The organism is Streptomyces sp. NPDC042638 (assembly GCF_040647235.1).
In the GTDB taxonomy this organism is placed as follows: Bacteria; Actinomycetota; Actinomycetes; order Streptomycetales; family Streptomycetaceae; genus Streptomyces; species Streptomyces rameus.
The window spans coordinates 47,507-68,734 of sequence record NZ_JBEZBT010000026.1 but is presented as its reverse complement, the minus strand read 5'-3'; the positions used below and the strand labels follow the sequence as shown (position 1 = coordinate 68,734).

The 21,228-nt window shown below is 71.1% G+C and carries 15 protein-coding genes and 1 pseudogene; 12 read left to right on the top strand and 4 right to left on the bottom strand.

Annotated features, from left to right (window positions below; all coding sequences use genetic code 11):
* Window positions 1-36 precede the first annotated feature (36 nt).
* From AB0B40_RS21525 to AB0B40_RS21515, 3 genes and pseudogenes are all read right to left on the bottom strand, one after another.
* A pseudogene (locus tag AB0B40_RS21525) lies at window positions 37-2,497 on the bottom strand (SpoIIE family protein phosphatase).
* A gap of 152 nt (window positions 2,498-2,649) precedes the next feature.
* Window positions 2,650-5,103: an MFS transporter gene (locus AB0B40_RS21520; protein ID WP_362264998.1), complete on the bottom strand. Its 2,454-nt coding sequence runs from the start codon at window positions 5,101-5,103 to the stop codon at window positions 2,650-2,652.
* Window positions 5,104-5,264: 161 nt separating this feature from the next.
* Entirely contained in the window at window positions 5,265-5,708 is a 444-nt protein-coding gene (locus AB0B40_RS21515; protein ID WP_345056801.1) for an SRPBCC family protein, read from the bottom strand.
* Window positions 5,709-5,842: 134 nt separating this feature from the next.
* Between AB0B40_RS21515 and AB0B40_RS21510 the strand changes: the two genes are divergently transcribed.
* From AB0B40_RS21510 to AB0B40_RS21500, 3 genes are all read left to right on the top strand, one after another.
* Entirely contained in the window at window positions 5,843-6,886 is a 1,044-nt protein-coding gene (locus AB0B40_RS21510) for an Rv2578c family radical SAM protein (protein ID WP_345056799.1), read from the top strand.
* Between the two features lie 158 nt (window positions 6,887-7,044).
* On the top strand, window positions 7,045-8,610 hold the full coding sequence (locus tag AB0B40_RS21505) for an alpha/beta hydrolase (RefSeq protein WP_362264996.1): 1,566 nt from the start codon (window positions 7,045-7,047) through the stop codon (window positions 8,608-8,610).
* Window positions 8,611-8,688: 78 nt separating this feature from the next.
* Window positions 8,689-9,216: a GNAT family N-acetyltransferase gene (locus tag AB0B40_RS21500; RefSeq protein ID WP_362264993.1), complete on the top strand. Its 528-nt coding sequence runs from the start codon at window positions 8,689-8,691 to the stop codon at window positions 9,214-9,216.
* Window positions 9,217-9,223: 7 nt separating this feature from the next.
* Here AB0B40_RS21500 and AB0B40_RS21495 read toward each other — a convergent pair whose 3' ends face one another.
* Entirely contained in the window at window positions 9,224-9,805 is a 582-nt protein-coding gene (locus AB0B40_RS21495) for an adenylosuccinate lyase (RefSeq protein WP_362264991.1), read from the bottom strand.
* Between the two features lie 382 nt (window positions 9,806-10,187).
* Here AB0B40_RS21495 and AB0B40_RS21490 point away from each other — a divergent pair, with 382 nt between their 5' ends.
* From AB0B40_RS21490 to pssA, 9 genes are all read left to right on the top strand, one after another.
* Window positions 10,188-12,002 (top strand): 3-hydroxyacyl-CoA dehydrogenase family protein, encoded by a 1,815-nt coding sequence (locus AB0B40_RS21490; protein ID WP_362264989.1) that lies wholly within the window; start codon window positions 10,188-10,190, stop codon window positions 12,000-12,002.
* Between the two features lie 160 nt (window positions 12,003-12,162).
* Complete coding sequence (locus AB0B40_RS21485) at window positions 12,163-12,984, top strand: TetR family transcriptional regulator (RefSeq protein ID WP_362264987.1); 822 nt, start codon at window positions 12,163-12,165, stop codon at window positions 12,982-12,984.
* Between the two features lie 427 nt (window positions 12,985-13,411).
* Window positions 13,412-14,749 carry a crotonyl-CoA carboxylase/reductase gene (gene ccrA / locus AB0B40_RS21480; RefSeq protein ID WP_362265032.1) on the top strand — a complete coding sequence of 446 codons (1,338 nt, stop codon included), beginning with the start codon at window positions 13,412-13,414 and terminating at the stop codon, window positions 14,747-14,749.
* Between the two features lie 9 nt (window positions 14,750-14,758).
* The gene (locus AB0B40_RS21475) at window positions 14,759-16,786 is read left to right on the top strand and encodes a protein meaA (RefSeq protein WP_345056787.1); all 2,028 of its coding nucleotides are present in this window, start codon (window positions 14,759-14,761) and stop codon (window positions 16,784-16,786) included.
* Window positions 16,783-17,745 (top strand): CoA ester lyase, encoded by a 963-nt coding sequence (locus AB0B40_RS21470; RefSeq protein WP_345056785.1) that lies wholly within the window; start codon window positions 16,783-16,785, stop codon window positions 17,743-17,745. Before AB0B40_RS21475 ends, AB0B40_RS21470 begins: the two co-directional genes overlap by 4 nt.
* A 5-nt stretch (window positions 17,746-17,750) precedes the next feature.
* Window positions 17,751-18,278, top strand: coding sequence for a MaoC family dehydratase (locus tag AB0B40_RS21465; RefSeq protein WP_345056784.1), 528 nt, complete (start codon window positions 17,751-17,753; stop codon window positions 18,276-18,278).
* Window positions 18,279-18,281: 3 nt separating this feature from the next.
* Entirely contained in the window at window positions 18,282-19,487 is a 1,206-nt protein-coding gene (locus tag AB0B40_RS21460; RefSeq protein ID WP_190045477.1) for an acyl-CoA dehydrogenase family protein, read from the top strand.
* A gap of 169 nt (window positions 19,488-19,656) precedes the next feature.
* Window positions 19,657-20,313, top strand: coding sequence for a phosphatidylserine decarboxylase (locus AB0B40_RS21455; RefSeq protein ID WP_362264985.1), 657 nt, complete (start codon window positions 19,657-19,659; stop codon window positions 20,311-20,313).
* A gap of 22 nt (window positions 20,314-20,335) precedes the next feature.
* Window positions 20,336-21,154, top strand: coding sequence for a CDP-diacylglycerol--serine O-phosphatidyltransferase (gene pssA / locus AB0B40_RS21450; protein WP_345056874.1), 819 nt, complete (start codon window positions 20,336-20,338; stop codon window positions 21,152-21,154).
* Window positions 21,155-21,228 lie beyond the last annotated feature (74 nt).

The following is a 21,228-nucleotide window of genomic DNA, read 5'->3' as shown; positions in this document are numbered from 1 at the left end:
GGGACCTACGGCGGGGCAAGAGTCGCGCGGCCACCTTCACCGGATATGGATGATCTGTTCGAACCAGACGGTCTTGCGGTGTCCGGTGGCGCTGGCACCCCACTCCCGCGCCAGTCGGCTGACCACGCGCAGGCCGCGGCCCGACTCGTCGTCGGGGCCGGCGGCGATCATGGCGGGCAGGGCGGGTTCGTCGTCGGTGACCTCGAACAGCAGCGCGTCGGTCCGGACGACCCGCAGGCCGATCCGATCGCCCCGGGTGTGCCGGACGGCATTGGTGACGACCTCGCTGACCAGCAGTTCGGCTGTCTCCACCGTCTGCGGCAGGCCCCAGTCCAGGAGCCGTTCGCGGACCAGGCGGCGGGCGCGGCCCACCTCGCGCGGGTCGGCGTCCAGCTGCCACTCCGCGACGTGTTCGTCGGGGATGCCGTTGAGGCGGGCCATGAGCAGGGCGACGTCGTCCTTGCGTCCGCCGTGGGTGTTCAGCGCGCGGATGATGGTGTCGCAGGCGTCGTCCATCGAGGCCGCGGGATGTGCGGCGGACTCGCAGAGTGCGGCCAGGCCCTCTCCGATGTCGGAGCCGCGCACCTCCACCAGGCCGTCGGTGCACAGCACCAGCCGGTCGCCGGGGGCGACCTTGACCCGGATGGCCTCGAAGGGGACACCGCCGACCCCTATCGGGGCGCCGGTGGGCAGGTCGAGGAGTTCGCTGCGGCCGTCCTCGGCGCGGACCAGCACGGGCGGGATGTGGCCGGCGTTGGCGAGGGTCAGTTCGCCGCGGATCGGGTCGTAGACCGCGTACAGGCAGGTGGCGAGGTAGTTGTCGCCGAGCCGGCGGGCCAGGTCGTCCAGGCTGCGCAGCAGTTGGGCGGGCGGGGTCTCCATGGTCGCCATGGTCTGTACGGCGGTGCGCAACTGGCCCATCATCGCGGCCGAGTTCAGGCCGTGGCCCATGACGTCACCGACCACCAGGGCGGTGCGGGAGCCGGGGAGTTTGATGGTGTCGAACCAGTCGCCGCCGATCCGGCCCAGCCGGGTGCCGGGCAGGTACCGGGTGGCGATGTCGCAGCCGGCCATCCGCGGGCTGACCTGCGGCAGCATGCTGTCCTGGAGGGTGTCGGCGACGTTCTCCTGGTAGGTGTACATGCGGGCGTTGTCGAGCACGAGGCCCGCGCGGGCGGCGAGTTCGGCGCCGGTGGTGCGGTCCATGTCGTCGAACTGCGCGCGGTCGGGGCGGCGCATCAGCACCATGAAGCCGCAGGACGACGTTGCGTGCCTTGAGCGGGACGATCAGCAGGGAGCGGCCGCGGATGAGCGGGCGGAGGTCGCGCTTCTCGAACTCGCCGGAGATGCGCTCGGACAGCTCCTCGGTGACCCGCGGGACGAGGACCGGCTCACCGGTGACCATGCACTGGTAGAACGGGGTGTGCTCGGGAAAGGCGAAGGACTCGCCGACCGGCGTGGTGTCGTCCCAGCGGCCGGGTTCGTCGTTGTGCTCGACCCACACGCGGAACATCACGGTGTGGGCGTCCGGCGGGCCGTCCGGGAAGCCCTCGCCCGCCAGCACCGCGGCGCGCAGATGGGTGCCGGCGAAGTCCGCGAACCGGGGCACGGCGGCGCTGGTGACCTCACGGATGGTCTCGCCGAGATCCAGGGAGGAGCCGATGCGGGAGCTGACCTCGTTGAGGAACTCCAGCCGTTCACGGACGGCGGCGTACTCCAGGTCCAGTTCGCCGCCGGCCGGGAGCAGCACGGCGGCCGCCGGCTCCCGTGCGACGACGGTCTCGGCGCGGACGCGGCCGGGGCGGCGCGGCACGCCCCAGTACGGCGTGACGGGGACCCGCTCGAACTGACTGAACTCCAGGACGGGATAGCCGAGTTCGAGGACCTGCGCGACGATGCGGGCGCTGAGGCCCGGCCCCATGTTGGGCAGGATGTCGGGCAGCCGCCGTTCGAGATCCTCGGAGGCGGGGAGTTCGGTGTGGCGGGCGAAGCCGGGCGAGATGCGCTCGGCGGTCTCGTCGTCGTAGCCGCGTTCGTCGCGCAGCCGGGTGGCGTCGGCGGCGAGCACGAGCAGCCGGGAGGGGTCCGGGCCGACCAGCGGGTAGGCCCACCACAGGACGTCGATCCGCTCGGCGTCGGACGCCTGCCGGGGCGGGCGGAGGCGGGCGCGGCCGGCCGTCGGGTAGCCGGAGTGTCCGCCGAGCGAGGACTCCAGGTCGGGGCCCGGTCCGTCGTACCCGAAGTGGGCGTCGGCTGCGGTCCGGTCCCGCGGCTCGTGCGGGTCCTCGGGAAGCGCACCGGAGACCGGCAGCAGGTCCGCCGCGGGATGACCGACGGCGTCCTCCCTGTCCACGCCGAACAGCCGGCGCGCGCCGCTGCTCCAGTGGGACACCAGACCGGCGCGGTCGACGACGACCACGGCCAGCGGAATCCGGCCCGCGGCGGTTTCGCCGATGCCGCGCCCGGGAGGTGTGTCCCGCTCGCTGCCACGGTCCATGGCCCAGGCCCTCTCTCCCCACGGCTGTCCGCAAACGATCTGTGCCGCCCGCCACTACGGTACGGCGGCGCCCGGTCGCGATGTGCGGCAATCCTGGAATTGGTGTCACCGGATGCCACCGGCGCACTGCCCGGCGCGCCGCGTGCGCCCCGTCAGTCCTCGTGCCCCAGCTGGAGGTCCCGCTCGGTGCGGCCACCGCCCGCGACCTGCAGCACCGTGGCGACCGGCGGGTAACCGGCGGCGATGACGGTGTACTCCCCGGAGGAGAGATCGACGAACCGGAACGTTCCGTCGGCTCCGGTGGTGAGGGTGTCGACGACGTTGCCGGCGGCGTCGAGCAGGGTCACCCGGGCGTCCTCCACGGCGCGTCCCCCGCTGGCCCGGACAGTCCCCCTGAGCACCGCGCCGCCCGCGAGTTCGACGTCCTGCCGGGTCTCCCGGGAGGCCTGCACGCTGACCGGGAGCGCGGCGGGCCGGAAGGCGGGGGCGCTGGCGGCGAGGGTGTACTCACCGGCGACCAGCTCCGTGATGACGTAGCCGCCCTCACGTCCGCTGCGGGTGGCGGAGACGACCTCGCCGTGCACGTTGGTGAGGGTGACGATGGCGTCCCGGACGGGGCTGCCGTCGGCGGTGAGCACACTGCCGGCGAGGCGCCCGGCGCCGCCGAGGACGACGTCGAGCTCGACGGGGCGTTCGCCGACGGTGACGGAGACGGCCTGCGGCTGGTGTCCGCCGGCGGCGGCGATCAGCACGTACGCCCCGGAGCCGGGCGTGCTGAGCGCGTACCGCCCGTCCTCGCCGCTGGCGCCCCGGCCGATCTGCTGCCCGGCGACGTCGATGAGGGTGAGCGCCGCGCGGGGCACCACGGTGCCGTCGGGGTGCTGCACCGTGCCGCAGACGGGGATGCCGGCGGCGTACGACGAGCGGGGCGGGACGGCGCCGCCCCCGGCCGAGGGCTGGATGCGGGCCTGCGGGATGGGGGCGTTCACCGGTGCGGTCTCCTGGTCGGTGGCGGGGGCGTTGTGGGACACCAGTGGTTTCTCCTTGAGGAAGAAGGCGACGAGCATGCCGAGGGCGAGCACCGGGACGAGGTACAGGAAGATCCGCGGCATCGCGTCCGCGTAGGCGCGGATGTAGGCGTCGCGCAGGGCCGGGGGCAGCGCGTGCACGAGCTGCGGGGTGAGGGAGTCGGCGTCGGGCAGCCCGGTGCCGGCGCGCGCGGGCAGTTCCTCGCGCAGGGCGCCGGCGAGCCGGTCGGCGAAGAGGGTGCCGAAGACGGCGGCGCCGACGCTGCCGCCGATCTGCCGGAAGTAGTTGTTGGCGCTGGTGGCGCTGCCGAGGTCGGCGGGGCGCACGGAGTTCTGCACGGCGAGGACGAGGACGGGCATCACCAGGCCGATGCCGGCGCCGAGGACGGCCATCCAGATGCTGTACTGCCACCGGGGCGTGTCGGTCTGGAGCCGGGACAGCAGCCACATGCCGACGGTGGAGACGGCGCCGCCGAGCACGGGGTAGATCCGGTAGCGGCCGGTGTGGCTGATGAGCTGCCCGCCGATGATCGAGGCGCCGACGATCCCGGCCATCATGGGCAGCATCAGCAGCCCGGACTCGGTGGCGCTGGCCCCGTCGACCATCTGCAGGAAGGTGGGCAGATAGCTGGCGGCGCCGAACAGGGCGACGCCGATCACCAGGCCGACCAGTCCGCTGACGTTGAACACGGAGTCGCGGAACAGCCGCAGGGGGATGAGGGGTTCGGCGGCGAAGCGCTCGGCGGCCAGGAAGAGGACGGTGGCGAGCAGGGCTCCGGCGCCGAGGCCGAGGATCTCCCGGGAGTCCCAGGCGTATTCGGTGCCGCCCCAGCTGGTGAGCAGGACCAGGCAGGTGGAGGCGGCGGCGAGCAGCAGCGCGCCGAGGACGTCGAGCCGGGCGCGCGCACGCGGCCGGGGGAGCTTCAGCACGACGCTGATGACGGCGAGGGTGACCAGGCCGAAGGGGACGTTGATGTAGAAGCACCAGCGCCAGGAGAGGTGGTCGGTGAAGTAGCCGCCGAGCAGCGGGCCGGCGACGGAGGCGAGGCCGAACGCGGCGCCGATGAGGCCCATGTACCGGCCGCGCTCCCGGGGCGGCACGATGTCGGCGATGATCGCCTGCACGCCGATCATGAGCCCGCCCGCGCCGACGCCCTGGACGGCGCGGTAGACGATCAGCTGGTCCATGGTCCCGGCCCGGCCGGCGAGCGCGGAGCCGACGACGAAGACGGCGATGGCGAACTGGAAGACGCCCTTGCGGCCGACCAGGTCGCCGAGTTTGCCGTACAGGGGCAGGCCGATGGTGGAGGTGAGCAGATAGGCGGTGATCGCCCAGGACATCTTGTCCAGGCCGTGCAGTTCGCCGACCACCTTCGGCAGGGCGGTGGCGACGATCATCTGGTCCAGCGCGGCCAGCAGCAGCGCCAGCATCAGTCCGAGGAAGACCAGCCGGACCCGGCGGGGCCCGAGTCCGGCGGCCGGTCCGGGGGGCGGCGGCGCTGCGGCGGCCGTCTCCTCCTCCTCGCCCGCCGCCGGTGCCACGGCCGGCTCGTGCTTCACCAGAGTCGTCCCGCCCACGAACCGCTCCCCTCGTCACAGCTGTCACATTTCCCGCGTAAGGCGACAACTGCGATCAACTGCGGTGAGTTACGGCCCGATCCGTTCCGGGGCGGACATCCACCCGAACCGGTGAAGGGGTCAACCGGGCGTCAACACCCTTCCACCGGCGGGCTCTTGGGCTACTTCTCGACTTCTGCGGCGAGGTTGGCGAGCAGCGCGTCGTAGATCCGGCCGAGGCCCTTGGGCGCGAAGGTCTTCTCGAAGAAGCCGCCGATGCCGCCGGCGCCCTGCCAGGTGGTGGTGACGACCACGCGGGAGCTTCCCTCGCCCGCGGGGGTGACGCGCCAGGTGGTGACCATGGAGGAGTTGCGGTCCTTCTCCACCAGCTCGCCCTCGGTGGGCTCGCTGACCTCCAGCAGGCAGTCACGCACCCGCTTGCTGGTGGCCTGGAGCTTCCAGTGGACGAGGGTGCCCTCGCCGTCGCCGCCCTCGCGCACCTCGTACTCGCTGAAGTGCTCGGGCAGCAGCTTCTGCCGGGTGCCGCGGTAGTCGGCGAGGGCGTCGAACACCTTCTCCGCGTCCGCCGCGACGACCCGCTCCGTAGTGGCCTCGACCTGCGCCATTGCGTTCCTCCAGGACCTGGTTGCTCGGGGTTGGGGCAAGCCAACCACCCCGGCGCCCGGCCGCCCAAATCGGGGTTCGCACGATCATGGGAACAGATGTTCTATTGTGTGGGCAGCACGAGCGAGGAGGCGTCATGCGCTGGGAGAACCTCACGGACGAGAGCGAACACGGCCGGCCCGCCGACGCCGGGCTGTTCGGCGCGGACGCCGTGACCACCCGCACGTTCGACACACCCGAGTTCCGCGGGATCACCTTCCACGAGGTGCGGGCGCGCTCGGTGCTGAACCGGGTGCCGGGCGCCTCGCGCATGCCGTTCGAATGGACGGTCAACCCCTACCGCGGCTGCACGCACGCGTGCGTGTACTGCTTCGCCCGCAAGACCCACGGCTACCTGGACCTCGACACCGGCATCGGATTCGACACCCAGATCGTGGTCAAGGTGAACGCCCCCGAGGTGCTGCGCCGCCAGCTCGGCTCGCGCCGCTGGCAGGGAGAGCACGTGGCGATGGGCACGAACGTCGACTGCTACCAGCGCGCCGAGGGCCGGTACCAGCTGATGCCGGGCATCATCTCCGCGCTCACCGACCACGCCAACCCGTTCTCCATCCTCACCAAGGGCACCCTGATCCTGCGCGACCTGGAGCTGCTGGTCCGGGCCTCGGAGGTGACGGACGTGGGCATCTCGGTCTCCGTCGGCTTCCTGGACACCGAGCTGTGGCGCACGGTGGAACCGGGCACGCCCGCGCCCGAACGCCGGCTGGACGTCGTACGCGCCCTCGGGGAACACGGCATCGGCTGCGGGGTGCTCATGGCGCCCGTGATCCCGTTCCTGAGCGACCACCCGGACCGGTTGCGGGAGACGGTACGGGCCATCGCGGCCGCCGGGGCCACCTCCGTCACCCCTCTCGTGCTGCACCTGCGCCCGGGCGCCCGGGAGTGGTTCACGGCCTGGCTCGGGCAGCACCATCCGCACCTGGTACGCCGGTACGAGCGCCTCTACGCGGAGGGCGCCTACGCGCCCAAGTGGTACCAGCGCCGGATCACCCGTCAGGTGCACGACCTGGCGCGGGAGTACGGCATCGGGCCCACGCGCGCGGGCCAGGCCCGCCGGATCCGTCCGGCCGGGCCGGCGCCCGCCCCCGCCGGAGCGGAACCGGTCCAGCTGAGCCTCATGTGAGTGCTGCCGAGTGCTCTCCAGGCGTTAGGGCGCATCCCACGGCCCAATAGGGTCAAGTATCTCCGCAACGGGTTCTTCGGGGTCCCGAGACCGGGACGATCCGGCGAGAGCCGTGAGCCTCGCGGTTCGCCGAAACCCTCCGTCCCGGGAGGACCCGTATGAGAACACGCGCAGCCGCGCTGTGCGCAGCCGCCGCCGTGGTGGCGGGTGCGCTCACCGCCGTTCCCGCCCAGGCCGGCACCGGCCCCGCCGCCGTGCCGAAGGCCGCCTGGAAGAAGTGCGGCACCCGCGACCACCCCACGCTCCAGTGCGCCGCCGTGCGGGTGCCGCTGGACCACGCGAACCCGTCGGGCCGGCGGATCACGCTCGCCCTGACCCGCGTCCCGCACACCGCGCGGGCCTTTCAGGGCCCGCTGCTGGTCAACCCCGGCGGCCCCGGCGGCAGCGGTCTGGCCCTCGCCGGGTTCGTCGCCTCGGCGCTGCCGAGGAGCGTGGCGGCCCGGTACGACGTCGTCGGCTTCGACCCGCGCGGGGTCGGCCGCAGCAGGCCGGCCCTGAACTGCGTGCCCGGCCACTTCAGGCCCGGCCGCCCCGACTCCGTGCCGGCCACCCCCGCGCTGGAGCGGGCGAACACCGACCGCGCCAGGTCCTTCGCCGCGGCGTGCGGCCGGAAGTACGCCGACGTACTGCCCTACATGGACACGGTCAGCGCGGCCCGGGACCTGGACACCGTCCGGCAGGCCCTGGGCGCACCGAGGATCAGCTACTTCGGCTACTCCTACGGCACCTACCTGGGCGCGGTGTACGCGAAGCTGTACCCCCGGCGGGTCCACCGGCTGGTACTGGACTCGATCGTCGACCCGACCGGCGTCTGGTACCAGGACAACCTCGGCCAGGAGTACGCCTTCAACGACCGCCACCGCGCGCTGATGGCCTGGATCGCGGCACACGACGCCGACTACCGGCTCGGCAGGGACCCGGAGAGGATCGAGGCCCGCTGGTACGCGATGCGGGCGGCGCTGGCGAGGAAGCCGGCCGGCGGCAAGGTCGGCGCCGCGGAGCTGGAGGACACCTTCACACCCGGCGGCTACTACAACGGCTACTGGCCCTACCTCGCCGACGCGTTCGCGGCCTACGCGCGCCGGGGGGTCACCGGACCGCTGGTGGAGGCGTACGAGAACTTCGCCGCCATGGACGCCTCGGGCGACAACGGCTACAGCGTCTACACGGCGGTGCAGTGCCGTGACGCGGGCTGGCCGCGCGGCTGGAACCGGTGGCGGGCGGACGCCTGGGAGGTCTACGCCAAGGCTCCCCTGATGGCCTGGAACAACACCTGGTACAACGCGCCGTGCGCGTTCTGGCCGACGGCCCCGCTGCGGCGGGTGAACATCGCCAACGGCAAGCTGCCGCCGGCGCTGCTGCTCCAGGCGACCGACGACGCCGCGACCCCCTACGCCGGTGCCGTCACGGTGCACGGGCTGCTGGCCCGCTCCAGCCTGGTGGTCGAGCAGGGCGGCGGCAACCACGGCGTCACGCTGAGCGGCAACAGGTGCCTGGACGGGTATCTGGCCGCCTATCTGACCGACGGCCGGCTGCCGCACGGCACCGGGACGGTCGACGCGGTCTGCGCCAAGTCACCGGACCCGAAACCGCTGACGTCGAAGGCGGCGTCGGCGAGGTCCCGCGGCTCGGCCCTGCACGGACTGCTGGGCCTGCGCCGCTGAGTGTGCCGCCGGACGTGCCGCGCCCGGCGGCCGGAAAATGCCGGGCGGTGCCGGAGGGCGGTTCCCTAGGGTTCCGTCATGGACGAGCCCCGCACGCACATCCGCCCCATGACACGTGCCGACTGCGACCGCGTCTCCGAGATCCGGATCCGCGGCTGGCAGCACGCCTACCGGGGGCTCATGCCGCAGCCGTACCTGGACGGCCTCAGCGTCACGGCGGACGCCGAACGGCGCCGGGCCCGGTTCGGGCGGGGCGGCGGCCCGGTGGTGAACCTGGTCGCCGAGCAAGGCGGCCGGGTGCTCGGGTGGGCGGCGCACGGGCCGTACCGGGACGGTGGGGCGGACACCGGCGACGCCGAGCTGTACGCGCTCTACGTCGACCCGGCGCACCTCGGCCGCGGGATCGGGCGGGAGCTGCTCACCGCGTCGGTCGAGCGGTGCCCGGCGTATCCGCGCATGCTTCTGTGGGTCCTCAAGGACAACGTGTCCGCCCGCCGCTTCTACGAGCGTGCCGGGTTCCGGGCCGACGGCGCCGAGGAGCCCTTCGAGGCGGACGGCGTACCGGTGCCCGAGGTGCGGTACGCCCGCGTCCTAGGGCCTGTCTGACGAGGCGTCACCTCGGTTGGCCCTGCGGGAGGCGGGCCAGTGCGTGCACCGCCGCCTCCGCGAGCACCGGGTGCGCCAGGGCCTCGGTCAGCACCCGCCGGGCGCGGGCGTCGCCGAGCGCGCCCAGTCCCTCCACGCAGGCGAGGGCGACCCGCCGGTACGGGTCGTGCGGGCGCAGCCGCCGCTCCAGGGTGGTGATCAGCGCGGGAACGGACTCCGGGGCGCGCAGGGCGGCCAGGAGCCGTACCGGGTGCAGGGCGTAGGCGACGCGGAGTTCGTTGGTGGCGAGGGCGGCGGCGGCCCGGGCCGTGCGCGGATCGCCGAGGCGGGCGAGGGCGTGCGCGGCGGAGGCGCAGCGCGGCGGGTCGCGGTGGTTGAGCAGCAGCACCAACGCCTCGAAGGCGCGCCGGTCGCCCGCGCGGCCGAGGCGGAACGCGGCCAGTTCCCGGGCCCACAGCGGCTGTCCGGGCGCGGTGAGGACCTCGGCCAGCTCGTCGTGGTCCCCGGTGGCCAGCAGGCGCTCGAACGCCGCCGACCCGCCCGACTCCTGCCGTAAGCGTTCCGTGAGCGATCGCAACTCTTCGTCCACGAGGTCCAGCGTAGAGGGGTTGCGCGGGCCGGGGGAGCTACATCACAAAGTCCGGGGACTAGCGCGCTCGTTACTCGCCGGTTAAGCTCAGACGAGCGAGAAAACCTCTCGCCTTGCCGCTGGCGCCGGTTTGGTGACGCAGCCGTCGCGAGCGAGTTCTGTCGGTTCGGTACGCCATACGTACCGCAGTACGACCCGGCTTCGGGACAGAGCCGGTCGGAAGTCCCGCCGTTCCCGGGCGTGTGCACGCCCGCGGCACCGGCAGCACCGGGCGTGTGCGCTCGCAGCCCGGCAACACCCGCACTCCGCACGCACCGTGGTGCGTCCTCCCGGGCGCACCCGGCGCGTTCCTCGTCGTCACCCTCATTCCTGGAGTCCCGCGATGGCCACTCCCCTGTCCGACACCCCTCTGTCCCCGCTCTCCCCGCTCAGGACGATCGCCGTCGTCGGCCTCGGCACCATGGGCACCGGTATCGCCGAGGTCCTCGCGCGGGCCGGCCGTGAGGTGATCGGCATCGACCTCAGCGAGGCCCGCACCGGCGAGGCGCTCGCCGTCCTCCGGGCCGCCACCGCCCGTGCCGTGGCACGCGGCCGGCTCACCGAGGAGCAGCGTGCCGCGGCACTGGCCCGGGTGCGCACCGCCACCGACCTCACCGCGGCGGCCGACGCCGACCTCGTCATCGAGGTGGCCCCGGAGTCGTACGAGATCAAGCACCAGATCTTCCGGGAGCTGGACGGCATCGTGCGCCCGGAGACGATCCTCGCGACGGGCACCAACGCGCTGTCGGTGACCCGGCTCGCCGCCGACTCGGCCCGCCCCGAACGCGTGCTCGGCCTGCACTTCTTCAACCCGGCGCCGGCCATGAAGCTGGTCGAGGTGGTCTCCTCGGTGCTGACCGCGCCGCAGGCCGTGGCCGCCGTCACCGACCTCGCGGTCGAGCTGGGCAAGGAGCCGGTCGCGGTCGGCGACCGGCCGGGCTTCGTCGCGGACGGGCTGCTCTTCGGCTACCTGAACCAGGCCGCCGCGATGTACGAGGCCAGGTACGCCTCGCGCGAGGACATCGACGCCGCCATGCGGCTCGGCTGCGGTCTGCCCATGGGCCCGCTCGCCCTGCTGGACCTGATCGGCGTCGACACCGCCCGTACGGTCCTGGAGGCGATGTACGCCGAGTCCCGGGACCGGCTGCACGCCCCCGCCCCGATCCTCAAGCAGCTCAGCGAGGCGGGGCTGACGGGCCGCAAGGCCGGGCGCGGCTTCTACACCTACGAGGCGCCGGGGAGCGGCACGGTCGTGCCGGACGCGCTGACCCCGGCGGAGGGCGGCACCGCCGCCGCGGGCCGCGTGGTCCGCTCGGTCGGTGTCGCGGGTTCCGGGACCATGGCCTCCGGTATCGCCGAGGTGTTCGCCAAGGCCGGCTACCAGGTGGTCCTGGCCGCCCGCAGCGAGGAGAAGGCCCAGGCGGCCAAGGCCCGCATCGGCAAGTCCCTGGCCCGCTCCGTCGACAAGGGCCGGCTGACCGCGGAGGCCGCCGCGCAGATCCTGGACCTGATCGCTCCGGCCGGCTCCTACGACGCCTTCGCGGACGTCGACCTGGCCGTCGAGGCGGTCGCGGAGGACCTGGAGGTCAAGCGGCAGCTGTTCGGGACGCTGGACAAGGTGTGCAAGCCGGGCGCGGTCCTGGCCACCACCACCTCGTCGCTGCCCGTCGTCGCCTGCGCCCGGGCCACCTCGCGCCCGCAGGACGTGATCGGCATGCACTTCTTCAACCCGGCGCCGGCCATGAAGCTGGTCGAGGTCGTGCGCACGGTGCTGACCGCGGACGACGTGCACGCGACGGTCCGCGAGGTCTGCGGCCGGATCAGGAAGCACGCGGTCGACTGCGGGGACCGTGCGGGCTTCATCGTGAACGCGCTGCTCTTCCCGTACCTCAACAACGCGATCAAGATGGTCCAGGAGCACTACGCGACCCTGGACGACATCGACGCGGCGATGAGGCTGGGCGGCGGTTACCCGATGGGCCCGTTCGAGCTGCTGGACGTGGTCGGCCTGGACGTCTCGCTGGCCATCGAGAAGGTGCTGCACCGCGAGTTCCGCGACCCCGGCCTGGCGCCGGCGCCGCTGCTGGAGCACCTGGTGGCCGCGGGCTGCCTCGGCCGCAAGACCGGCCGCGGTTTCCGCGAGTATGCCCGCCGCTGACGGCGTCGGCGACTGGTTCCGGACGGAGCAGGACTGGGGCGGGCTGCTCGACCCGGGGGGCTCTCCCCCGCCCGGCCGGCCCGGCGGTCCCCCGCCCTCCACGGGCGGGGGGCACCCCGGACCTGCGCACCGAGCTGCGCGCATGCAGTACGTTCGGGTCATGTCCCAGCCCGCCAAGTCCTCACGTACGCCAGCTACGCCCGACGCGCCGGAAAGTGCCGCAGGCAGCCGCGCCGCCGCCCAGCGGCTCAAAATGCGCCGGGAACTGGCGGCAGCGGCCATGGAGCTGTTCGCGACCAAGGGGTACGAAGCCACCACCGTCGACGAGATCGCCGCCGCCGCCGGGGTCGCCCGGCGCACCTTCTTCCGCCACTTCCGCTCCAAGGAAGAGGCGATCTTCCCGGACCACGACGACACCCTGATCCGCGCGGAGGCGGTCCTCAACGCCGCCCCCGCGCACGAGCATCCGCTCGACACCGTGTGCCGTGGCATCAAAGAGGTCATGAAGATGTACGCGGCGCGGCCGGAGATCTCCGTCGCCCGCTACAAGCTCACGCGCGAGGTGCCCACGCTGCGCGAGGCCGAGATCGCCTCCGTGGCCCGCTACGAGCGCCTGTTCACCCGCTATCTGCTCGGCCACTTCGACGAGCACGCGCACGCCGACGACGCCAACGACGACCCGCTGCTGGCCGAGGTCGCCGCGTCGGCCGTGGTCACGGCCCACAACCACGTCCTCAGGCGCTGGCTGCGGGCGGGCGGCCAGGGCGACGTGGAGAACCAGCTCGACCACGCCTTCGCGATCGTGCGCAAGACCTTCGGCACCGGCATCGGGGCCGGCCGCGGCCCGGCCGCCGGGCCGGCCGCCACGACCGCCCCGGCCACGGTCTCCGCGCACGGCGAGGTGCTGGTGACGGTCGCCCGTACCGATGCCCCGCTGGCAGAGGTCATGCGGACCATCGAGGAGGCGCTGAAGGAGCGCTGACCGCTCCGCTCAGCTGTGTCGACGGCCACCCTTCGGGGTGGCCGTTTTGGCATGCCAGGGGCTGGTTTCTGCAAGTTTTCAGAGCGCGTTCGATCGATCATCGCTCATTTGTTACGTAAAGATTTCATCTGAGAGGAAGTTCTGGCACTCAGTGCCTTGCCGACTGACACGCGGTGTCATACGTTGATGGTGTCCGGGCGGCCGGCGAGCAGAGACCTCTCGTTCGCCGGCTGTCCCCGCAAGCACATGGCTTGCGCGCCCGGACGCCTGCGTCACAGGCAACCTCCCGCGCCACAAAGCGCTGCCGAAGCACCACCGAGCCGAACCGACGGCACACCCCGAAACCCTCAGCAGCTCATCGCAGCACCGACGAACCCGTAGGCGCCCCTCCCCCAGGGCGCTCACCGCCGGAGGCAACACCGTGACCGTGAAGGACATCCTGGACGCGATCCAGTCGAAGGACGCCACGTCCGCCGACTTCGCCGCTCTGCCGCTCCCCGACTCGTACCGCGCGATCACCGTGCACAAGGACGAGACGGAGATGTTCGCGGGCCTCGAGACCCGTGACAAGGACCCGCGCAAGTCGATCCACCTCGACGAGGTCCCCGTGCCCGAGCTGGGCCCGGGCGAGGCCCTGGTGGCCGTCATGGCCTCCTCGGTCAACTACAACTCGGTGTGGACCTCGATCTTCGAGCCGCTGTCCACGTTCGGGTTCCTGGAGCGCTACGGCCGCACCAACGAGCTGGCCAAGCGCCACGACCTGCCGTACCACATCATCGGCTCCGACCTCGCGGGCGTCGTCCTGCGCACCGGCCCCGGAGTCAACGCCTGGAAGCCCGGCGACGAGGTCGTCGCCCACTGCCTGTCCGTCGAGATGGAATCCTCCGACGGCCACAACGACACCATGCTCGACCCCGAGCAGCGCATCTGGGGCTTCGAGACGAACTTCGGCGGCCTCGCCGAGATCGCCCTGGTCAAGTCCAACCAGCTGATGCCGAAGCCGGCCCACCTCAGCTGGGAGGAGGCCGCGGCCCCCGGCCTGGTCAACTCCACCGCCTACCGCCAGCTCGTCTCCCGCAACGGCGCCGGCATGAAGCAGGGCGACAACGTCCTGATCTGGGGCGCGAGCGGCGGACTCGGCTCGTACGCCACCCAGTTCGCGCTGGCCGGCGGCGCCAACCCGATCTGTGTCGTCTCCAGCGAGCAGAAGGCGGACATCTGCCGCTCGATGGGCGCCGAGTCGATCATCGACCGCAGCGCCGAGGGCTACCGGTTCTGGAAGGACGAGACCACCCAGGACCCGAAGGAGTGGAAGCGCTTCGGCAAGCGCATCCGCGAACTCACCGGCGGCGAGGACATCGACATCGTCTTCGAGCACCCCGGCCGCGAGACCTTCGGCGCGAGCGTCTTCGTCACCCGCAAGGGCGGCACCATCACCACCTGCGCCTCGACCTCGGGCTACATGCACGAGTACGACAACCGCTACCTGTGGATGTCGCTCAAGCGGATCATCGGCTCCCACTTCGCCAACTACCGCGAGGCGTGGGAGGCCAACCGCCTGATCGCCAAGGGCAAGATCCACCCGACGCTCTCGAAGGTGTACTCCCTGGAGGACACCGGGCAGGCCGCCCACGACGTCCACCGCAACGCGCACCAGGGCAAGGTCGGCGTGCTGTGCCTCGCGCCCGAGGAGGGCCTGGGCGTGCGCGACGAGGACATGCGCGCGAAGCACATCGACGCCATCAACCGCTTCCGGAACATCTGAGGGCCTTAGATGACAGAGCGTCAGAAGGACCGTCCGTGGCTCATGCGGACCTACGCCGGTCACTCGACGGCGGAGGCGTCCAACGAGCTGTACCGGCGCAACCTCGCCAAGGGCCAGACCGGTCTGTCGGTGGCGTTCGACCTGCCGACGCAGACCGGCTACGACTCCGACCACATCCTCGCCCGCGGCGAGGTCGGCCGGGTGGGCGTGCCCGTCGCGCACCTCGGTGACATGCGCCGGCTGTTCCAGGACATCCCCCTGGAGCAGATGAACACCTCGATGACGATCAACGCCACCGCCATGTGGCTGCTGGCGCTCTATCAGGTCGTCGCCGAGGAGCAGGGCGCGGACATCACCCGGCTCCAGGGCACGACCCAGAACGACATCGTCAAGGAGTACCTGTCCCGCGGGACGCACGTCTTCCCGCCGGGTCCCTCGCTCCGCCTGACGACGGACATGATCGCGTACACGGTCACCCACATGCCGAAGTGGAACCCGATCAACATCTGCAGCTACCACCTGCAGGAGGCCGGGGCCACGCCGGTGCAGGAGATCGCGTACGCGATGTCCACCGCGATCGCCGTCCTGGACGCCGTGCGTGACTCCGGACAGGTGCCCGAGGAGCGCATGGGTGACGTGGTCGCGCGGATCTCCTTCTTCGTGAACGCGGGCGTCCGCTTCATCGAGGAGATGTGCAAGATGCGGGCGTTCAGCCGCATCTGGGACACGATCACGCGGGACCGGTACGGCATCGAGAACCCCAAGCAGCGCCGCTTCCGTTACGGCGTCCAGGTCAACTCCCTCGGCCTGACCGAGGCGCAGCCGGAGAACAACGTCCAGCGGATCGTGCTGGAGATGCTCGCGGTGACCCTCTCCAAGGACGCACGCGCGCGTGCCGTGCAGCTGCCCGCCTGGAACGAGGCCCTCGGCCTGCCCCGGCCCTGGGACCAGCAGTGGTCGCTGCGCATCCAGCAGGTGCTCGCCTACGAGAGCGACCTGCTGGAGTACGAGGACATCTTCGAGGGCTCGAAGGTGATCGAGGCGAAGGTGGACCAGCTGGTCGCGGACACCCTCGCGGAGATCGACCGCATCGAGGAGATGGGCGGCGCGATGGCCGCCGTGGAGTCCGGCTACCTGAAGTCGCAGCTGGTCGCCTCGCACGCCGAGCGCCGGGCCCGGATCGAGTCCGGCCAGGAGAAGATCATCGGTGTCAACATCTTCGAGGGCACCGAGCCGAACCCGCTGACGGCCGACCTGGACACCGCGATCCAGACGGTGGACCCGGCGGTCGAGGCCCGGGTCGTGGAGTCGCTCCAGCGCTGGCGGGACACCCGCTACCAGCCGCCGTTCAACCACCCGCGCCCCTGCAAGGCGCTGGAGCGGCTGAAGGAGGCCGCGAAGGGCACCGACAACCTGATGGAGGCCACGCTGGAGTGCGCCCGTGCCGGGGTCACGACCGGCGAGTGGGCGGGGGCCCTGCGGGAGGTGTTCGGTGAGTTCCGCGCGCCGACCGGAGTGTCGTCGGCGCCGGTGGCCGTCCCGGCGGAGGAGGGCTCGGCCATGGCCGAGGTCCGCGCCAGGGTGGACGGCACCGCCCGCGACCTGGGCGTCGGCAAACTCCGCTTCCTGGTCGGCAAGCCGGGCCTGGACGGGCACTCCAACGGTGCCGAGCAGATCGCCGTCCGCGCCCGCGACGCCGGCTTCGAGGTGGTCTACCAGGGCATCCGGCTCACCCCCGAGCAGATCGTGGACGCGGCGCTCGCCGAGGACGTCCACGCGGTCGGCCTGTCGATCCTCTCCGGTTCGCACGCCCAGCTGGTCCCGGACGTACTCCAGCGGCTGCGTGTGGCCGGTGCCACAGATATACCCGTGATCGCGGGTGGCATCATCCCCAACGGTGACGCCGAACAGCTCAGGGCCGCCGGTGTGGCCGCGGTGTTCACCCCGAAGGACTTCGACATCACCGGGATCATCGGCCGCATCGTCGACGAGATCCGGAAAGCGAACAAGCTCGACCCCCTGGAGGTCCCCGCATGACGACCGTCAACCGCCTTCGCCCGCGCCGCTCCTGTCTGGCGGTCCCGGGAAGCAACCCGCGCTTCCTGGAGAAGGCGCAGGGTCTCCCGGCGGACCAGGTCTTCCTCGACCTGGAGGACGCGTGCGCGCCGCTCGCCAAGCCCGAGGCGCGGCACACCATCGTCAAGTTCCTCAACGAGGGCGACTGGACCGGCAAGACGCGCGTCGTGCGGGTCAACGACTGGACGACCGAGTGGACGTACCGCGACGTCGTCACGGTCGTCGAGGGCGCCGGCCAGAACCTCGACTGCATCATGCTGCCGAAGGTGCAGAACGCCCAGCAGATCGTCGCGCTGGACCTGCTGCTCACCCAGATCGAGAAGACCATGGGCTTCGAGGTCGGCCGGATCGGCATCGAGGCGCAGATCGAGAACGCGCAGGGCCTGAACAACGTCAACGAGATCGCGCAGGCCTCCCCGCGCATCGAGACGATCATCTTCGGCCCGGCCGACTTCATGGCCTCCATCAACATGAAGTCGCTCGTCGTGGGCGAGCAGCCGCCCGGCTACCCGGCGGACGCCTACCACTACATCCTGATGAAGATCCTGATGGCCGCCCGCGCCAACGACCTCCAGGCGATCGACGGCCCCTACCTGCAGATCCGCAACGTCGACGGCTACCGCGAGGTGGCCGGCCGCGCCGCGGCCCTCGGCTTCGACGGCAAGTGGGTGCTGCACCCGGGCCAGGTCGAGGCGTCCAACGAGATCTTCTCGCCCTCCCAGGAGGACTACGACCACGCCGAGCTGATCCTGGACGCGTACGACTACTACACGTCGGAGGCGGGCGGCAAGAAGGGCTCCGCGATGCTCGGCGACGAGATGATCGACGAGGCCAGCCGCAAGATGGCCCTGGTCATCGCGGGCAAGGGGCGCGCCGCCGGCATGCGGCGCACCGGCAAGTTCGAGATCCCGGAGGCCTGAGCGCGATGCAGTTCGGACGCACCTACGAGGAGTTCGAGGTCGGGGCGACGTACAAGCACTGGCCGGGCAAGACGGTCACGGAGTACGACGACCACCTGTTCTGTCTCCTCACCATGAACCACCACCCGCTCCACATGGACACGAACTATGCGGAGAAGACGACGGACTTCGGCAAGAACGTCGTCGTCGGGAACTACGTCTACTCCCTCCTGCTCGGCATGTCCGTGCCGGACGTCTCCGGCAAGGCGATCGCCAACCTGGAGATCGAGTCGCTCAGGCACGTGGCGCCGACCTTCCACGGCGACACGATCTACGGTGAGACGACCGTGCTCGACAAGTGGCCGTCGAAGTCGAAGAACGACCGCGGGATCGTCCATGTCGAGACCAAGGGCTACAAGCAGGACGGCACCCTGGTGTGCGTCTTCCGCCGCAAGGTGATGGTGCCCACCGAGACGTACATCAAGGAGCGCGGCGGCGAGCAGCCCGGCCGCCCGGAGCTGTCCGCACCCGCGGAGAAGAAGTCGGAGAAGTAAGCCATGGCCCGTCTCGCCCAGACCGCCGGTCTGACCGACGTCCAGCAGGAGATCCTCTCCACCGTGCGGGACTTTGTCGACAAGGAGATCATCCCTGTCGCGACCGGGCTGGAGCACCGCGACGAGTACCCGCAGCAGATCGTGGACGGCCTGAAGGAGCTCGGCCTGTTCGGACTGATGATCCCCGAGGAGTACGGGGGTCTGGGCGAGTCGCTGCTCACCTACGCGCTGTGCGTGGAGGAGATCGCCCGCGGCTGGATGTCGGTGTCCGGCATCATCAACACGCACTTCATCGTCGCGTACATGCTCAAGCAGCACGGCACGCAGGAGCAGAAGGACCACTTCCTGCCCCGTATGGCCGCCGGCGACATCCGGGGGGCCTTCTCGATGTCGGAGCCGGGCCTCGGCTCCGACGTGTCGGCGATCACCTCGAAAGCGGTCAAGGACGGCGACGAGTACGTCCTGAACGGCCAGAAGATGTGGCTGACGAACGGCGGCACGTCCTCGCTCGTGGCCGTTCTCGTGCGAAGTGACGAAGGACACCCCGAGGGCACGGCCCCGCACAAGTCGATGACGACCTTCCTGGTGGAGAAGGAGCCCGGCTTCGGCGAGGTGCGCCCCGGCCTCACCATCCCGGGCAAGATCGACAAGATGGGTTACAAGGGTGTCGACACCACCGAGCTGATCATGGACGGCCTGCGCGTTCCGGCCGACCGGGTGCTCGGCGGGGTCACCGGCCGAGGTTTTTACCAAATGATGGACGGCGTCGAGGTCGGCCGCGTCAATGTGGCGGCGCGTGGCTGCGGTGTCGCTCAGCGTGCCTTCGAACTGGGTGTCCGGTACGCCCAGCAGCGGCACACTTTCGGCAAGCCGATCGCCCAGCACCAGGCCATTCAGTTCAAGCTGGCGGAGATGGCCACCAAGGTCGAGGCCGCGCATGCGATGATGGTCAACGCGGCACGCAAAAAGGACTCCGGGGAACGAAACGACCTTGAGGCAGGGATGGCGAAGTACCTCGCCTCCGAGTACTGCAAGGAGGTCGTGGAGGATGCCTTCCGGATCCACGGCGGCTACGGCTTCTCCAAGGAGTACGAGATCGAGCGCCTCTACCGGGAGGCCCCGATGCTGCTCATCGGTGAAGGCACCGCCGAGATCCAGAAAATGATCATCGGGCGCAGACTGCTCGAAGAGTATCGATTCCAGGGCTGATTGTCCGGATACGGGGTGTTTTCTTCGAGAAGAAGATCACACCCCGTAGGCGGTCTTCGGCCGCCGACTCGGCTGCCTGGCTTGCCCAGTTGTGGCCCGCGAACGGTACGATCCCGGAAAGCCGCCGTCCCCCGTCAGAGCGCGGCATCATCCGCTACGAAGGTCATCCATGCCCCACAGCCAAACCTCTGCACACCGCGACAGCCTGGTAGGCGCACGCCTCGCGCGCGGAGCATCGCCGTGGCTTCTCCCGACCGTCGCCACCGCAGCCCTCAGCCTGGCCCGCGCCCGCCGTTCCGGCGCGGCCAAGGCCGTCGCCGTACCCGCCACCGCGCTCGCGGCGGGCATGCTGTGGTTCTTCCGCGACCCCGAGCGCGAGATCGCCCAGGGCCGGGTCATCTCACCCGCCGACGGTGTGGTGCAGAGCATCATGCCGTGGAAGGACGGGCGCACCCGCGTCGCCATCTTCATGAGCCCGCTCAACGTCCACGTCAACCGCGCGCCCCTTTCGGGCACGGTGACGTCGGTCGAGCACATCCCCGGCGGCTTTGTTCCAGCTTTCAACAAGGAGAGCGAGAACAACGAGCGCGTAGTCTGGCATTTCGACACCGAACTCGGCGACATCGAGATGATCCAGATCGCCGGCGCGGTGGCCCGCCGCATCGTGCCCTACATCCCTCAGGGCACGAAGGTCGAGCAGGGCGACCGAATCGGCCTGATCCGCTTCGGCTCGCGTGTCGACCTCTACCTGCCCGAGGGCGTGGAGGTCGCGGTCGAGGTCGGTCAGAAGACCGTGGCTGGGGTGACTCGCATTGACCGTGATTGATCCGGAGACCCAGGCCGGCTGGGTGCCCGAGGCCGACGAGGTGGACGACGAGGAGGAGATGCCTCTTTCTCTCCGCCTGTCGATAGCGGACACCCTCACCCTGGGCAACGCCACGTGCGGGTTCATGGCGGTGTACTTCACCACCACCGGCATCCTGATCCCGCACCTCACCGGCAGCCAGGAGTCCGGCATGGCCCGCCACAGCGCGGCCACGGCGGTCATCCTGATGCTCTGCGCGGCCGTGTTCGACCTGTTCGACGGACTGGTCGCGAGGAAGCTCCGCTCCTCCCCCATGGGTGCCGAGCTGGACAACCTCTCGGACCTGATCAGCTTCGGCCTGGCGCCCGCGTACTTCGTCCTCGTCTACGGCATGGTCGCGGACGACGCGCACCAGCGGGTGGCCGCGGTGGGCGCGATCGTGGTGCTGCTCGCGGTGGTGCTCAGACTGGCCCGCTTCAGCTGCGTGACGCTGAAGGACGGCATGTTCCAGGGCATGCCCTCGCCGTTCGGCGCGCTGACGGTCGTTTCGATCGTGCTGCTGGAGCTGCCGTTCGTGGCGACGCTGCTGGCGATCCTGGGGACGGCCTGGCTGATGGTGAGCCGGGTCGAGTACCCGAAGCCGCGGGGCCGCCTCGCGGGTGCCATGCTCGCCTGGATCGTGCTGTCCATGGGCCTCCTGGCCGCCTGGGCCTTCGACGCGCCCAGCGGTCAGCTGCTGCTCCAGACGGGCTGCGCGCTGCAGCTGGTGATGGGCGCGGTGATTCCGCTGTTCGCCACGGCCCGACGGGTGAACAACTTCCGCGGCAACCGCCGCGAGGCGCGGGCGGCGCAGCTGCCGTAGCCCGGCACGCAGAGGTACGACGAGGGCCCCTTACCCGGCACGGGTAAGGGGCCCTCGCTCGTGTGGCCGTCCCG

Coding starts and splice junctions, on each gene's coding strand:
- AB0B40_RS21515 (WP_345056801.1), bottom strand. CDS start 5,708: ATGGCGCAGGTCGAGGCCACTACGGAGCGGGTCGTCGCGGCGGACGCG.
- AB0B40_RS21510 (WP_345056799.1), top strand. CDS start 5,843: ATGCGCTGGGAGAACCTCACGGACGAGAGCGAACACGGCCGGCCCGCC.
- AB0B40_RS21505 (WP_362264996.1), top strand. CDS start 7,045: ATGAGAACACGCGCAGCCGCGCTGTGCGCAGCCGCCGCCGTGGTGGCG.
- AB0B40_RS21500 (WP_362264993.1), top strand. CDS start 8,689: ATGGACGAGCCCCGCACGCACATCCGCCCCATGACACGTGCCGACTGC.
- AB0B40_RS21490 (WP_362264989.1), top strand. CDS start 10,188: ATGGCCACTCCCCTGTCCGACACCCCTCTGTCCCCGCTCTCCCCGCTC.
- AB0B40_RS21485 (WP_362264987.1), top strand. CDS start 12,163: ATGTCCCAGCCCGCCAAGTCCTCACGTACGCCAGCTACGCCCGACGCG.
- AB0B40_RS21475 (WP_345056787.1), top strand. CDS start 14,759: ATGACAGAGCGTCAGAAGGACCGTCCGTGGCTCATGCGGACCTACGCC.
- AB0B40_RS21470 (WP_345056785.1), top strand. CDS start 16,783: ATGACGACCGTCAACCGCCTTCGCCCGCGCCGCTCCTGTCTGGCGGTC.
- AB0B40_RS21465 (WP_345056784.1), top strand. CDS start 17,751: ATGCAGTTCGGACGCACCTACGAGGAGTTCGAGGTCGGGGCGACGTAC.
- AB0B40_RS21460 (WP_190045477.1), top strand. CDS start 18,282: ATGGCCCGTCTCGCCCAGACCGCCGGTCTGACCGACGTCCAGCAGGAG.
- AB0B40_RS21455 (WP_362264985.1), top strand. CDS start 19,657: ATGCCCCACAGCCAAACCTCTGCACACCGCGACAGCCTGGTAGGCGCA.